The sequence below is a fragment of the Marinovum sp. genome (genome assembly GCF_034669705.1).
In the GTDB taxonomy this organism is placed as follows: domain Bacteria; phylum Pseudomonadota; class Alphaproteobacteria; order Rhodobacterales; family Rhodobacteraceae; genus Marinovum.
On the sequence record NZ_JAXMOR010000011.1, the window covers coordinates 45371 to 59661 of the forward strand.

The 14291-nt window shown below is 66.4% G+C and carries 16 protein-coding genes; 6 read left to right on the top strand and 10 right to left on the bottom strand.

Annotated features, from left to right (window positions below):
• The first annotated feature begins 115 nt into the window (after positions 1-115).
• The 5 genes from fliF to VOI27_RS09965 are packed head-to-tail and all read left to right on the top strand — an operon-like array spanning position 116 to position 4764.
• The gene (gene fliF / locus VOI27_RS09945; RefSeq protein ID WP_323765182.1) at positions 116-1828 is read left to right on the top strand and encodes a flagellar basal-body MS-ring/collar protein FliF; all 1713 of its coding nucleotides are present in this window, start codon (positions 116-118) and stop codon (positions 1826-1828) included.
• Positions 1825-2499: a hypothetical protein gene (locus VOI27_RS09950; RefSeq protein WP_323765183.1), complete on the top strand. Its 675-nt coding sequence runs from the start codon at positions 1825-1827 to the stop codon at positions 2497-2499. The genes fliF and VOI27_RS09950 overlap by 4 nt, the downstream gene beginning before the upstream one ends.
• The gene (locus tag VOI27_RS09955) at positions 2496-2870 is read left to right on the top strand and encodes a FliM/FliN family flagellar motor switch protein (RefSeq protein WP_323765184.1); all 375 of its coding nucleotides are present in this window, start codon (positions 2496-2498) and stop codon (positions 2868-2870) included. Before VOI27_RS09950 ends, VOI27_RS09955 begins: the two co-directional genes overlap by 4 nt.
• On the top strand, positions 2867-3688 hold the full coding sequence (fliP, locus tag VOI27_RS09960; protein ID WP_323765185.1) for a flagellar type III secretion system pore protein FliP: 822 nt from the start codon (positions 2867-2869) through the stop codon (positions 3686-3688). Before VOI27_RS09955 ends, fliP begins: the two co-directional genes overlap by 4 nt.
• Positions 3689-3711: 23 nt before the next feature.
• Positions 3712-4764 (top strand): flagellar motor switch protein FliG, encoded by a 1053-nt coding sequence (locus VOI27_RS09965; protein ID WP_323765186.1) that lies wholly within the window; start codon positions 3712-3714, stop codon positions 4762-4764.
• Here the strand turns inward: VOI27_RS09965 and VOI27_RS09970 are convergent, their stop codons facing one another.
• From VOI27_RS09970 to VOI27_RS10000, 7 genes are all read right to left on the bottom strand, one after another.
• The gene (locus tag VOI27_RS09970) at positions 4765-5580 is read right to left on the bottom strand and encodes a DUF1217 domain-containing protein (protein ID WP_323765187.1); all 816 of its coding nucleotides are present in this window, start codon (positions 5578-5580) and stop codon (positions 4765-4767) included.
• Complete coding sequence (locus tag VOI27_RS09975; protein WP_323765188.1) at positions 5577-5981, bottom strand: flagellar biosynthesis repressor FlbT; 405 nt, start codon at positions 5979-5981, stop codon at positions 5577-5579. Before VOI27_RS09975 ends, VOI27_RS09970 begins: the two co-directional genes overlap by 4 nt.
• Positions 5950-6387 (bottom strand): flagellar biosynthesis regulator FlaF, encoded by a 438-nt coding sequence (locus tag VOI27_RS09980; protein ID WP_323765189.1) that lies wholly within the window; start codon positions 6385-6387, stop codon positions 5950-5952. Before VOI27_RS09980 ends, VOI27_RS09975 begins: the two co-directional genes overlap by 32 nt.
• A gap of 146 nt (positions 6388-6533) precedes the next feature.
• Positions 6534-7457: a flagellin gene (locus VOI27_RS09985; RefSeq protein WP_323765190.1), complete on the bottom strand. Its 924-nt coding sequence runs from the start codon at positions 7455-7457 to the stop codon at positions 6534-6536.
• Positions 7458-7571: 114 nt separating this feature from the next.
• Positions 7572-7982, bottom strand: coding sequence for a hypothetical protein (locus VOI27_RS09990; protein ID WP_323765191.1), 411 nt, complete (start codon positions 7980-7982; stop codon positions 7572-7574).
• A complete protein-coding gene (locus VOI27_RS09995) occupies positions 7979-8299 on the bottom strand; it encodes a rod-binding protein (RefSeq protein ID WP_323765192.1) in 321 nt (106 codons plus the stop codon). The genes VOI27_RS09990 and VOI27_RS09995 overlap by 4 nt, the downstream gene beginning before the upstream one ends.
• 9 nt (positions 8300-8308) lie before the next feature.
• The gene (locus VOI27_RS10000; protein ID WP_323765193.1) at positions 8309-9421 is read right to left on the bottom strand and encodes a flagellar basal body P-ring protein FlgI; all 1113 of its coding nucleotides are present in this window, start codon (positions 9419-9421) and stop codon (positions 8309-8311) included.
• Between the two features lie 149 nt (positions 9422-9570).
• Between VOI27_RS10000 and VOI27_RS10005 the strand changes: the two genes are divergently transcribed.
• Positions 9571-10371: a response regulator transcription factor gene (locus tag VOI27_RS10005; RefSeq protein WP_323765194.1), complete on the top strand. Its 801-nt coding sequence runs from the start codon at positions 9571-9573 to the stop codon at positions 10369-10371.
• Here the strand turns inward: VOI27_RS10005 and VOI27_RS10010 are convergent.
• Genes VOI27_RS10010 through VOI27_RS10020 form a run of 3 tightly spaced genes read right to left on the bottom strand, consistent with a single transcriptional unit; the run spans position 10339 to position 14151 of the window.
• Entirely contained in the window at positions 10339-11385 is a 1047-nt protein-coding gene (locus VOI27_RS10010; RefSeq protein WP_323765195.1) for a flagellin, read from the bottom strand. The two genes, VOI27_RS10005 and VOI27_RS10010, sit on opposite strands and share 33 nt — an antisense overlap.
• A 14-nt stretch (positions 11386-11399) precedes the next feature.
• Positions 11400-12809, bottom strand: coding sequence for a flagellar hook-associated protein FlgK (gene flgK / locus VOI27_RS10015; protein WP_323765196.1), 1410 nt, complete (start codon positions 12807-12809; stop codon positions 11400-11402).
• A 43-nt stretch (positions 12810-12852) separates the two neighbouring features.
• Positions 12853-14151, bottom strand: coding sequence for a flagellar hook-basal body complex protein (locus VOI27_RS10020; RefSeq protein WP_323765197.1), 1299 nt, complete (start codon positions 14149-14151; stop codon positions 12853-12855).
• Positions 14152-14291: the final 140 nt, after the last annotated feature.

The following is a 14291-nucleotide window of genomic DNA, read 5'->3' on the forward strand; positions in this document are numbered from 1 at the left end:
CGAGTTCATCCGGTTCTTGCCCATGATGCGAAATGAAGCCCGTTAAAGCAAGTATAAAACGGCACAATAACCTTGATAGGCAAGAATAGATGTGGTTAGTTTCCAGTAGAAATGGATGCGGGCAGATTTCCAGGTGCAGGCTATTCTCGAAAACCTCAGATCATTGGGCCGGCCCCGGCTGATCGCGCTTGGCGCGGTCGGGATGGGATTGGCGATGGCGGTCTTCGTCGGGCTGACGGTGTTGGGCTCCCGTGAGTACGTGTCGCTCTATCGTGACCTCTCGCCGGGCGACGCCGGCAATATCATCGAGGCGCTCGAGCAGGCCGACATTCCCGCCCTGGCCGAGGGCGCCGGCACCGGGGTCAGCGTGCCGACCGAGGACCTGGCACGCGCCCGCATGGCGCTGGCCAGCGCCGGTCTGCCGGGTGACGGCACCCCGGGGTGGGAGCTCTTTGACGGCGGCACCGGGCTGGGCATGAACAGCTTCATGCAGCGGGTCAACCGGATGCGCGCCATGGAGGGCGAGCTGGCCCGCTCGATCCAGACCATCGACGGCATCGAGGCGGCGCGGGTCCACCTGGTGCTGCCCGAGCGCGAACCCTTCAGCCGCGAGCGCGCCCGGCCCTCGGCCTCGGTGATCGTCCGCGGCTCGCGCCAGATTGCCACCCGTCAGGCGCAGGCGATCCGCGCTCTGGTGGCCTCGGCGGTGCCTGATCTGATGCCGGCGCAGGTGACGGTGCTTTCGGCCTCCGGCGAGACCATCCTTGCCGAGGATGGCGCGCCGGGCAGCGAGGCCTCGCTGCAATCGGCCCGTGCCCAGATCGAGGACCGGCTTTCGCAGCGCATCGCCCAGATCCTGTCCGCCCGGGTCGGCGCCGGCAATGCGCGGGTGCAGGTCAGCGTCGACCTCTCGACCGAACGGCGGATCATCCACCAGCAGACCTTCGATCCTGCACAGCGCGTCGTCCGATCGACCGAAACCCGCGAGGAAAGCCGCGAGGACCAGCGCGCCGCCAGCGGCGAGGTCGGCGTCAATGACAACATCCCCGCCGCGCTGGCCGCCGATGTGCCCGGCGGCGCCTCGAACAGCTCGAACAGCACCAACGAGGTGGTCAACTACGAGATCGGCGGCATCAAATCCGAGATCGTGCAGGAGCCCGGCGAGATCGAGAAGGTCTCGGTCGCGGTGCTCGTCAACGGCATCTATAACGTGCAGGGCGGCGGTGCGGTCGACTACCAGGAGCGCGACTCGGCCGAGCTGGCGCAGCTCGAGGCGCTGGTACAGAGCGCCATCGGCTTCGATGCCGGCCGCGGCGACAGCGTCGAGGTGGTGAGCCTGCGGTTCATGGATTACTCGATGGATGTGGGCGAGCCCACCGGCGGCGGCATTGCCCAGATGCTGAGCGACAACATCGGCACGGCGCTGCGCGGCGGCTTTGCTCTGGCGCTGGTCGGATCGGTGCTGTTTCTCGGTGTGCGCCCGGCGCTCAACCGCATCCTCGAGCCGGTGGCGCTGGCCGATGGCAGCGCCGCGACAGAGGCCCTGCCCGGCACGTCGGAGGCCGCACGGCTGGCCGCCGAGGGCGCCAAGACGCCGGCGATCGGCAAGGCTTCGACGGGCGAGACCGGTGAGCCACCGGTGTTCCACAGCGGCACCGTGCTCGACCCGCTGCCGCCCGGCGCGGAGAATGACACCGTGGCGCTGGCCTCGGTCCAGGGCGGGGTGCAGCGCGGCTGGATCAACACCGTGGGCCAGCTGATCGAGCATGAGCCCGAGGATGCGGTCAAGGTGCTGCGCGGCTGGCTGGCAGAGGGACGCAGCGCATGAGCTACCTGTTCGATCGCAACTTCGACGCCGAAGCCGAGGGCGGCCCGCGCGGCGCGGCGCCCGCCAACGAGCCGATGATCCCGCTGGCGCAGTTCGAACAGGCGCTCGCCGAGGCGCGCGCCGCGGCCCATGAGGCCGGTGTCCAGCAGGGCCGGGCCGAGGCGCAGCAGACGGCGCAGAGCTCCGAGACCACCCGCAGGCTGCAACTGGCCGAGGCGGTGGTGCCGGTGCTGCAGGCGCTTTTCGCCGACAACGAGGCACATCACGCGGCGCTCGAGTCGCAGATGGTGGATTTCGTGCTCTCGGTCTTTGAACAGCTGGCCCCGGATGTCAGCGCCGCGCTGGCCGAGGGGCAGGCCCGTCGCGAGGCGCTTGGCGCGGTGCGCATGGCGCTGGGGGCGGCGCAGCTGACGCTCTATTTCCCGCCGGAAAGCCTTGAGGCGGCGGCGCCGGAACTGGAAGCGGCGGCGCGCGAGGCGGGCTTTGGCGGCCGGCTCTCTCTGCGCCCCGACCCGGCGCTGCGGCCCGGCGATCTGCGCGCGGCCTGGGATCAGGGGGTGATGTCCTACAGCTTCGCCGAGATCTGCGCCCGCGTCCTCGAGGCGCTGGGGATGGCCCGGCGCGACATCGAGCAAAGGCTCGGGCAGAAACTGACAGGAGAGACGTCATGAACGAAATGACCGACACCACCGCCGAGGCCACCGCCGCGGAAAAGCCCGGCGAGACCGACGCACCCGAACCCCTGCGCACCGCCGCACAGGCCGCCGCGGCCGCCGCGGCCGGCGGCGGCACCGGGATCGACGCGATGCTCAACGTCGGGCTCGACGTGCAGATCGTGCTGGGCCGCGCCAAGATGCCGATTGCCCAGCTGCTCAAGCTCTCGCGCGGCTCGATCATCGAACTCGACAAGGCCATCGGCCAGCCGGTCGAGGTGGTGATCAGCGACCGGCTGGTGGCGCGCGGCGATCTGGTCAAGCTGGCCGATGACCGGCTGGGCGTCTCGCTGACAGAGATCGTCAAGGATTACGTGTCGGACACATGACCCTGCGGCGGGCCCTTCCGGCTGGCCTTGGTGCCGCGCTGTTGATCGGCCTTGCCGCTGCCCCCGCCGGAGCGCAGCAGGCCGGCAGCGACCTGCTTGGCGCCATCGGTGACGCGCTGAGCGACGCGCCCGCCGGATCGGACGAGCGCGCCAGCCTTTCGGGGCGGATCATACAGCTGGTGGCGGCGATCACCGTGCTGTCGCTGGCGCCGGGCCTGCTGGTGATCATGACCAGCTTCACCCGCTTCGTGATCGTCTTTTCGATGCTGCGCTCGGCGCTGGGGCTGAACCAGACCCCGCCCAACATGGTGCTGAGCTCGATGGCACTGTTCATGACCTTCTTCGTGATGCAGCCGGTGTTCCAGGACGCCTGGGACGACGGGGTGCAGCCGCTGATGAACAACGCCATTAGCGAGGAACAGGCGCTGCGCCGGATCGGTGACCCGTTCCGCGCCTTCATGTTCGTCAACACCCGCGAAAAGGATCTGGCGCTGTTTCACGAGATCTCGGGGCGAGAGGCCGAAGAGCTGCCGCCGCTGGCCGAGACCGCCGAAGAGGCCGACTGGCGCACGCTGGTGCCGGCCTTCATGATCTCGGAGCTGCGCCGCGCGTTCACCATCGGTTTCCTGATCTACCTGCCGTTTCTGGTGATCGACCTGATCGTCGCCTCGGTGCTGATGAGCGCCGGCATGATGATGCTGCCGCCGGTGCTGATCTCCTTGCCGTTCAAGGTGATCTTCTTCGTTCTCATCGACGGCTGGTACATGCTGGCCGGAAGTCTCATGGAAAGCTACGTCCCGGTCATCACCGGCGGCTGACACGTCATACAGGGAGCAGATCAATGGCCGTTGCAGATCTCACGCGCAAGCCCACCACCGAGGCCCGTCCCCGGCCGCGCAAGCTCAGCGGGCCGCAGAAGACGGCGATCCTGTTTCTCTGCCTTGGCGAGAAGCGCGGCTCCTCGCTGCTGAGCCGGCTCGACGACCAGGAGATTCAGGAGGTCACCCGGGCGATGTCGGGGCTGGGCTCGATCTCGTCCGAGGCGGTGGAACAGGTGATGTCGGATTTTGTCGAGGAGATCACCAATGGCGGCGGCGTGGTGGGGTCGTTCTCGGTGGCCGAGAACATGCTGCGCGCGCTGCTGCCCGGCGAACAGGTCGACAGCATCCTCAAGGACATCCGGGGTCCGCTGAAGGAGCGCGATCTCTGGGCCCGCTTCGGCGCGCTGTCCGAGAACGTGATCGCCAACTACCTCAAGAACGAGCATGAGCAGACCGCCGCGGCCATCCTGTCGAACGTCAAGACCGATGTCGCGGCCAAGGTGCTGCCGCTGCTTGGCGAGGAGAAGATGAACCAGGTGGTCGAACGAATGATCCGCATGGAGGCGGTGCCGCAACACATGATGGCGCAGATCGAGGAATCGCTGCAGGCCGACGTCATGAATGCCGGCGCCCAGCCCACCACCAACGAGCAGCACCAGCGCATGGCCGACCTGTTCAACAAGCTCGACCGTGTGGCCTTTGATGCCATGGCCCCTGCCCTCACCTCATCCGTGCCCGACAGTTTCGAGGCGATCAAGGCCAAGATGTTCACCTTCGAGGACCTCGCGCGCCTCGAACCGATGGATCTCGCCAAGGTGATGCGCGGCATGCCGGGTAACACCGTGCCGACGGCGCTGAAAGGCGCCAGCCAGGGCACCCGCGAGGCTTTCCTCGACTCGCTTCCGGCGCGGTCGCGCGACATGCTGGCGGAAGAGATGAACTCGATGGGCCCGGTGCGCCGCCGCGACGTGAGCGCCGCCCAGGCACTGGCGCTGGACTACGCCCGCACCCTGGCCGAAGACGAGCAGATCCGCCTGCCGATGAACGACGAAGAGGACGACACGGTGCTGTGATCAGCGCGCCTTGTAGGGGCTGAAGCCGGTGACCGCCGTGATGTCGATGGTGACCGGCACGAAGCTGCCGGAGGTGACATTGTTGCTCAGGATCTGCAGCGCCGCGTTGTTGGTGGTCAGGTCAGAGGTGGCATCCGAAATCGCCATGTAGCGGGTGACCAGCTTTTCCACGGCTTCGGGGTCCTGCAGGCTCTCAAGATCGAGCCGTTCATTGATCAGCGCGGCCTGGCGGTCGATGTCGAGCCCGGCAATCACCGCCGGCAGGCCCAGCGCGGTACGCACGAAGGTCGCCATGTCGGCATCCGCAAGGATCTCGTAGGCGGAGGAGACGTCGGCGGCCTTGCGGCGAAATTCCAGAGCGATCCCGACGGCTTCGTTCTCGTCGGCCTTGCCGTTGACGTATTGGGTGTCGATGAACTTGTCGACCATGCGGTTTTTCCAGTTGCCCAGCATGGTGTTGATGTTGCCGACGCCATCGGTGCCAAAGCCCATGGTGTTGTAGAGCTCCTTGAACCGGCTGTCGGTCAGCTTGTTCACCAGCGCGTCGTCTTCCTCGATGTTGCTCTTGAGGATCTTCTCCATCATCGCCTTGCCGAAGATCTGGTCCTCGAGGTCATGCGCCTTCATCACGAAGCTGTAGAGCCGGTAGTCCCCGATCAGGTCATCGACGGTGTCGACCTTGTCGATGTTCTCGCGGAAGTACTCGATCTCTCGGGCATTCTGCGGCTGGCTGCGCAGCAGCACCTGTTCCTTGCTTTCGGTGGCGTCGACCAGCCGCATGGCCAGGTTGCCCGACATGCCGGAGATCGAGATCATGCCGGCGCCTCCGCCGGAGCCGCAAGGACTTCCGCCTCGCGCGCCAGCAGGGGGCGCAGGTCGCGCAGGGCGGTGAAATACTCGCCGAGGCTGACGTTGTTGGCGGCCGTGAAGACATGGCCGCGCAACTCTGGCGAAAAGGTTGTGGCCAGCACCGCCAGCCGCTGCTGCGCGGCCTTGGCGGCCTTGTCCCGACCCTCGGCGTCGACAAGCGCGCTCTGGATCAGGAAATAGACCGCCTTGACCGGCGTGGTCGCCGCGTCTGGCTTGAGCAGATCGGTCTCGCGGATGATGTCGGCCCGCGTCTCGACGATGATCGTGCTCTTGCGGCCGCCGTTTCGCAGCATGCAGCCGTTTACGATGACCCGTTCAAACGGCTTGAGCGTGAGATTGAGTGCCATTTGTTTCCAATGCCGTGGGTGCCGGGCGCCGCCCCGAGAGGCCCCCCAGGATGTTCTGGTTGATGTCGATCAGCGCCTGCAGGCTGCCGGTCCCGCCCAGCACCTCGCCACAGGTCCGGTCGACCCAGACCGAGAGCGAGATCAGGCTGGCCTTGAGGCCCGCGGGAAGCTGGTTGTTGGGATTGGCCAGGTCGCCCTGCAGCCGGATCCAGAGTTGGCGGTTCTCCGCGATGGCGTCGCGCAGCCCCCCTGCCAGCAGCAGGACGCGTGCCGGCTTGCCGTCGGCGGTGGCCCAGGCGTCGAGATGCTGGCTCATGGCGCCGGTGATGCGGGCAAAGACCCGCGCTTCGATCTGCCGCGGGCTCGCGCTCTCGCGGATCGTGTTCTTGTATGCCGTAACACTCATGTTCTGCTCTGCCCCTTTCCCCGACGTTGCGGGGTTTTCTTTTGGCCGGGCGCGGCTTGTCCGTCACTCCGGCGAAGGGGGGGCGCCCGATGGGCGCCCCTCCGGTATCAGAACCACGGCCCCTGAACGCGGGGCCGCTATCGCCCTTAACGGAACAGCGACAGGATGTTCTGCGGTGCCTGGTTGGCAATCGACAGCGACTGGGTCGCCAGCTGCTGCTGAACCTGAAGGGCCTGCAGACGCGCGGCTTCCTCTTCCATGTTGGCATCGATCATCGATCCGACCGACGCGTCGATGTTGTCGACCACGGCCTTCAGGAAGGTCTGCTGGGTCTCAATCGACCGCTCGGACTGGCCGAGCTTGGTTGCGACGTCAGTGATCTTGGTCAGGACGCCCTCGGTCGAAGCCAAGGCCCCGCCCAAGAAGGCCTCGCCATTGGTCGCGTCACCCGCGTTGGTCGCGAAAGCTGTGGCGATGGTCTTGAAGTCCGACACGACGTTGGCAATGTCGTAATCGCTGACGACGATCTCGGTGGTGGCATATGTGCCGCCGGCCCGGGTGACGCCGGTCACGACGTTGCGGTCGTTTCCGGTTGTGGCACCGGCCGAGGTCAGCACGCCGGTTGCGCCTGCGATCGAGCCTGCCGTCGGAGGGTAGTCGCCGGCCGCCAGCATGTCGTCGCCGTTGAAGGTCGACTGGCTGAGGGTGGTTTCCATCGACTTGACCAGTTCCAGAAGGTCATCCTCGATCTCGTCGAGGCCGCTGGTCGCACCTTGGGCAAAGGCCACCTTGTCGAGGAATTCCTGCGCCAGATCCTGGACCGTTTCGGCGCCGAGACGGGCGGTGGCGACCGAGCTTTTGGTCACGGTCAGGCCTTCGTTGATCGCGGAATAGACCGAGCTGTCGCTCTTCATGGTTTCCGAGATCTGGAAGTACGCCGCATTGTCCTTGCCGGACTCCACGTTCAGGCCCGAAGAGATCCGGTTCTGGGTGGTGTTCAGGTTGTCGTTGATGCTGCGCAGGGTCGAGAGTGCAGCCATTGCGCTGCTGTTGGTATTGATTGAAGACATTTTTTACTGCTCCGATTTCTATCGTTGGTCTTCGTCTTTCTGACGAAAACGGTCTTGCCGTGAACCATGGCTAACATGGGCCTCGCGAAGCAGAAGGGAAAAAAAGCGTTTGTCCTAAATGGATTGATCCAAACGTTGCGGTTGCGACACATCCGGGGTTTTTGTCGCGCCCTCCCGATCATAGAGGCCGCGAAGGCTCTGACGGTCGCGAATTCGGTCAATTTCCTTCGCAACGGCCCCTGTTGCTTCGGTCATGCGCTGCAAAAGTTGCAGGTCCGTCTGTATCAGACCGCGCAATTCCTCGAGTTTGGCACGCAGCGACACCGCCGCCGGATCGGAGCCGGGCAGAAATTTTTCCGGCTGCCCGAAGCCTGCCTCAATTTCGCCCAGAAGCTCTGCCTTGCGCGGATAGAGTTCTTCGACCCGCGCCAACTGCCCCTGTCCGATGGCGGCGATCTCGTCGCGCAGCAACCGGGCAAGCTGATCCATCAAGAGGGCGGCGCGGGTCGGTGTCAGATCGCTCATCCCCTGCGCTCCCCGGCCTTGGCATCGGCATAGGCCTCGAGCGCGCCGCGCAGGCTGGCGGCGATGCCGGCGCCGCCCTGCTCGGCGATCTGCCGGCCGAAGGCCTCGGCCATGAAGGAGCGCCAGTGTTCTTCCGCCTGGCCGCCGCCGAAATCGCCGATATCGACCTGAGACAGCATCTCGTTGACCATCTGGCCGAGGAACATCGCCTCGAATTCGCGCGCCGCGGACTGGGCGGCGTCTGGCGCGGCCTTGCCCGGCTCGGCGGCCTGGGCAACCGTGACCTGGAGCGCGGCCATGTTGGTTGAAATGTCCATGTTGCCTCCTCAGATGATTTCCAGATCCGCATGCAGCGCGCCGGCGGCCTTGATGGCCTGCAGGATCGAGATGGTCTGCGTCGCGGTCAGCCCGATGGCATTGAGCGCGTCGACCAGCCGCTGCAGGCTGACATCGGCGCCATCGAGAATGGTGAAATGGGTCTCGGTTTCCTCGACGCCGACGGTGGTGCGGGGCACGACAACGGTGGTGCCGCCGATGGTCACCGGGTTGGGCTGGCTGACTTCCGGGTCCTCGCGCACCATCACCGTCAGCCCGCCCTGGCTGACCGCCACCCGGTCGATGCGGACATTGGCGCCGATCACGATGGTGCCGGATCGCGCGTCGATCACCACCTTGGCGACGCCGTCGGGCGAGACCCGCAGGTTCTCGATATCGGCCAGAACGCCGGGCACGTCGAGCTTGTCGGCGCTGCCGAGCGCGATCTCGACGGTGCCGGGATCGAGCACCCGGGCGACATTGCCGCCCAGCCGGGACTCGATGGCCTCTTCGACCCGGGCGGCGGTGGTGAAATCGGGGTTGCGCAGGTTGAGCCGGATGTTGCGCAGCGAGGCCAGCTCGAACTCGATCTCGTTCTCCACCGTGGCGCCGTTCTCGATCCGCGCGACCGTCGGCACGCCCTCGGTGAGCGAGGCCCCCTGCCCCTGCGCCGCCCAGCCCGCCACCGCGATCGGCCCCTGCGCCACCGCATAGACCTCGCCATCGGCACCGGTCAGCGGGGTCACGATCAGGGTGCCGCCGCGCAGCGAGCTGGCATCGCCCAGCGATGAAACCACCACGTCGATCGGCGAGCCGCGGCGGGCGAAAGGCGGCAGCATCGCTGTGACCATGACGGCGGCGGTATTGGCGGTCTTGATGCTGTCTTCCGAGAGGTTGCCGACGCCAAGACGTTCAAGCATCGCCTCGATACTCTTCTCGGTGAAGGGGCTGTTGCGCAGGCTGTCGCCGCTGCCGTTGAGGCCGACCACGAGGCCATAGCCCACCAGCTGGTTCTCGCGCACACCCTCGAACGTGGCGATGTCCTTGATCCTGACCTGCGCCATGGCCGATACGGCAGGCAGCAGGACAGCAGCAAGGGTTGCGAGAATGGCGAGGATACGCATGACGCTCCGGGGGTCTGACGGTCGGGCCCGCAGCGGAGCCCCTCATTGCAGAGTAAACATCGCAGGGAATGAAACCGCAATGTTTAATTCATGATTAACCATTCTATTCTTGCCTTATGCTTGACCACCGGACAGGATGTGCGCAATGTATGCTTGCCAAAGCATGGCAGGGTTTCAACTTCGGTCAGGGGGCGCGGGTGCACATCTACCTTTACGACACGCGATCGCACGCCCTTGGCGGATTGCTCTCCGATCTCGGCGAAGCCGCCTGGCAGCCGGTGCCGGTGACCGACGACTTCTTTGAACGCCAGCTCGACCTGCTGTCGCCAGAGGGGTTTGCCGACCGTCCGGTGCTGCTTTCGGCGCATCCGCAGGCGATCAAGCACATCGCGCGGCTCAGGCGGGCGGGCTGTTGCAACCCGGTGCTGGTGCTGCGCGGTCAGCGAGATCCCGAGGCGGCAATGGCGGCGCTCGATGCCGGCGCCGACGACGATATCGTCGGGCCGCTGACCGGTCTCGAGTTGCGGGCGCGGGTCAATGCGATCACCCGGCGGTTCCACGGCCATGCGGCGGCGTCGATCCACATCGGCGATGTCACCGCCTATTTCGACGGCCGCGACCCCGAGGTTGCGGGCCAGCCGATGAAACTGTCACAGCGCGAGCTGGCGATCTTTCAGCAGATTGCCCTGGCCGCACCGCGGGTGGTGTCGAAATCGCGGATCTACGATGCGGTCTACGGCATGGCCGACGACCAGCCTTTCGACAAGGTGATCGATGTCTACATTCACCGCATCCGGCGCAAGATCGAGGAGATGTCGCCGCTGAGCGACCCGCATATCCGCACCCTGCGCGGCCGAGGCTACAAGCTCGACCCGGCCGAAGCCGAGCCGGCCGACGGGCCGCTGCCGCTGGCCGGATCAGCTCATGAAGTTCAGAAAGCTCAGCTGTGACAGCCGCGCGGTCACCGCGTAGCTGGCCTGAAGCTGGGTCTCGAGCGCGGTGATCTCGGTCGCGGCCTCATAGCTGTCGACCCCCACAAGATCATCGATCCGCGTGGCATAGACCGTGGCCCGGTCCTCCATGCGCGTATTGACCGCCTCGATCCGCCCTGAGGCCGCATCGAGCCCGGTCTGGCTGTCGAGCAGCCCCGCCATTCCTTCCGAGAGCCGGCTGGTCGCGGTGCCGACCCAGGCGGCATAGGCCCCGGGATCGGCAATCTCGCTGACATCGGTCGCGGCCAGCATGGCCAGCCCCTGAAGCACGTTGCGGAAAGCCGGGTCATTGGCCTGCACCGAAAGCTGCAGGGTCTCGCCATCGCCGATGCCGAGGGTGGTGCCGGTGCCGCCGGAAGTGCCGAACAGCGCGTCGAAGCTGCCGTCGTCATTGTCAAACAGCGCGTCGATCTCGGCGATCCGCGCGGTGGCGTCGGCCGCGGTTTCCAGCCCGCCGGCGATCAGGGTCGCAACAACGCTGGCCGGGCTTTCGCCGGTGGCCGGGCTGGGCGCCTCCCAGGGGGTGAGCGACTGGGCCTCGACCGCGGTGCCGGCAAAGAGCGCCATGCCGGCGTGGGTGACATTGGCCTGGCTCACCATGGTGTTCAGCGCCTCGCGGGCCTGACGTTGAAGGCCCTCGGCCGTGGGGCCGCTGGCCTGGCTGTTGGTCAGCGCCAGTTCGAGCGCCGGCTGGACCGAGCCGCGCATGGTGTCGAGCGCGGTGCTCATGCTGTCGAGCCGCCCGGCCAGCAGGCTGTTGGCCGCGATCTGCGCGCTGTCGCGGGCGCGACTGGCGTTCAGCGCCAGCGCCTCTGACGCGCCGGTGCCGAGCGACTTGTAGATGTCGCTCTTGACGCCGGTGGCAAGCTCCTGCTCGGCCTGGCCCAGGCGGGTCTGCAACTCGGCGTTGGTGTTGCGCCGCAGCAGGTTGCTGTAGAGCGTCGAGGGCCCGCGGGTCATATTGTAGATCATCGGTGCGTCCTTCCTCAGGCCGAGGCGAGCAATGTGTCGATCATTTCGGTGGCCACGGTCAGCACCTTGGCATTGGCGGCATAGGATTGCTGGATCGAGATCAGCTGTTGCAGCTCGTCGTCGATATTGACGCCGGAGAACGCCATCCGCGAGCTTTGGACCGCCACCGCCCCTGCCGCCAGTTCGGCGGCCGAGCTCTCGGCCCGGACGCGGGTGGTGTTCTGGCTGGCGATCAGCGTGGCGACATAGTCCGGCAGGGAACTGCGCGCGCCCAGACCGGCGCTTTCGTCAAAGCTGGTGGCGGCGCTCAGCGCGTCGCCGAAAGCGCGGGCCAGGCTGTTGTCACCCGGGGCACCCGGCTCTGTCGCGCCGATGCCGTCGCGGATCCGCCAATGCGCGCCGCCGGCTTCTGGCAGCACCGCGTCATTGATCGCGATGCGGCTGGCAAGGCCTGGCGCGATGTCATCGCCGAGCGCCGCACCGGCATCGGTAAAGAGCCCCGTCTCGCCGGCCGCGAGGCTCGGGTCGGCGGTGGCCATGGCGTCGATCAAGGCGCCGGCCACCTGGTCGAGCTGGGCCTGCATCTCCGGCAGGATGTCGCTGTGCAGGGCGATCTTGCCGGCCAGCGCCCCATCGGCGATGCCGCGCGCTCCGCTCCGGCCGGGGGTGATGTCGACCTCGCCGGCCAGCAGGGTGCCGGTTGCGGCGTCGAACTGCAGCACCTCGGCCGAGCTGCCAGAGAGCAGCTGTGTGCCGCCGGTGGTAAACAACTCCATCCGGCCCTTGGTGTCGCTGCGCAGGGTGAAATCGGTCAGCTCGGCCAGCGCGTCGAGCTCGCTGCCGATCTGGTCGTCGAGCGCCAGACGCGCCTCGCCCTCGATACCGCCCGAAATGCGGTCGTTCATCGCCAGCAGCCGCGACAGGCTGGCATTGATCGCGGCCACATCGCCAGTGATGGCGGCGGCCGTGTCGCCGGCGGTGTCAGACAGCGCATCGCCGGCGCGGTTGAGCGTCGCCGCCAGGTCCTGCGCGGCCGTCACGGTGGTCCGCTGCTGGGCGCTATCGGCTGGTGCGACGGCCAGCAGGTCGAGCGCGTTCTGAAAATCGGTCAGCCGGGTCAGCACGGTGGTGGTGCTCTCGCTGTCGCCGAGAAGCGTGGTATAGGGCGAGAGGCCGGTGGCGATCGCGTCCTGGGTGGCGGTGCGCGCCACCTCGCCGCGGTACATCGCATCGAGCGAACTGTCGACCGCGCGGGTGATCACCGAGGCCCGCGGCGTGCCGGACGGATCGGTGGTGACCGAAAGATCGCGGCGCGCAAAGCCGGCGTTGCCGGCGTTGGCGATGTTGTTCGAAACGGTCTCGGCCCAGCGCGAGCTGGTGGTCATCCCGCTTGCTGCCACTCCGAGCGCAGAAGTCAGGCTCATGGCGCCCTCCTGTCAGGCCGATTGCTGGCCTATCCTTGGCCGATTAACGCTTGATGTTCACTGTTTCCGACAGCATCTCGTCGGCGGTGGTGATGATCTTGGCGTTGGATGAATAGGCGCGCTGGCGCTGGATCAGGCTGGTGAGCTCCTGCGCGATGTCGACGTTGGCCGATTCCACCCCGCCAGAGGTCAGCGTGCCGGTCTCGCCGTCGCCGGCCTGCCCGAGATAGAAACCGCCGGACCCCGCAGACATGGTGAAGGTCGAGTTGTTCGCGGTCTCCAGCCCGTTGGCATTGGAGAAGGTGGCCAGCGGCACCTGATAGAGCGCGCTGCGGGCACCGTTGTCGAAGATGCCCCAGACATTGCCGAACTCGTCGAATTCCACCCGCGCCAGCACGCCGCTCTCGGCGCCGTCGGCCTCGATCGCCAGCGGCGAGTAGTCGCCGGCGAACTGGCTCAGCCCGTCAAAGCTGCCGGGCGCGCCGAGCGTCAGATCGATGGTCTGCGGTGTGGTGCCGTTGTCGATGGTCAGGCTCATGGTCCCGGTCACCGGGTCAAAGGCAAACCCGGCCGGCGCGGTGGCGAGGGCGGTGGCATCGGCATAGCTCTGCGGGGCGCCGGCGGTGGCGCCGCTGTCGGCAAAGGTCACCGTGACCTCGCCGTAATCGGTGGTGTCGTCGTGGATCCGCACCTGCCAGGAATTCGCCGTTGCGGTGGGCTGGAACGACAGGGTCAGACGCTCGGCCCCGCCAAGCGCGTTGTAATACTCGATCGACGAGACAAAGGGATCACCCGCCTCCAGCTGGCCGGTTTCCTGCGCTGGCAGGTTGCCGCTGATGCCGATCCCGGCCGTGGCCGAGCCCGAGATCGAGCGCGCGGCGACATTGACCGGCTCGAGATCGGCAAAGCTGTTGCGGTCGACCCCGCCCAGGGTCCCGTTCGCGCCGTAGGCATAGCCCATCAGGTACATCCCGGCAGAGTTGACCAGGTTGCCGTCCTGATCCGGCTCGAAACTGCCGGTGCGGGTGAACATGTTGCCGGTGGCATAAGAGGCTTCGATGTTGGAGTTGACCACGAAGAAGCCGCCGCCGCTGATCGCCAGGTTGGTGGCGATGGCCGTGTCGAGGTAGTTGCCGTCGTCGGTGTTGCGGTGGATCGAGGTGGTCTGCACCCCGGTCGACATCGCCCCGGTGGCGGTCACGCCAGAGGTCACCATCTGTTCGAAGCTGCGACGATAGCCGACCGTGTCGGCGTTCGCGATATTATAGGAAATGCTGCTCACTGCCGTGGAATTTGCCAGCAGGCCGCTGACGCCAGACGCCATCGCGTTGGAAATGCTCATAACCGCCTCGTTTTTGCCGTGTCGGTGTTTGGTCACCGTTGCAACAACATATAGAGCAGCAAGGTTACAGCAGGTTTAAAGCGGGCCATTCCAAGCGATATTTCACCAGAGCTTGCCCGCTGGACGGCTATTCTTGTGGC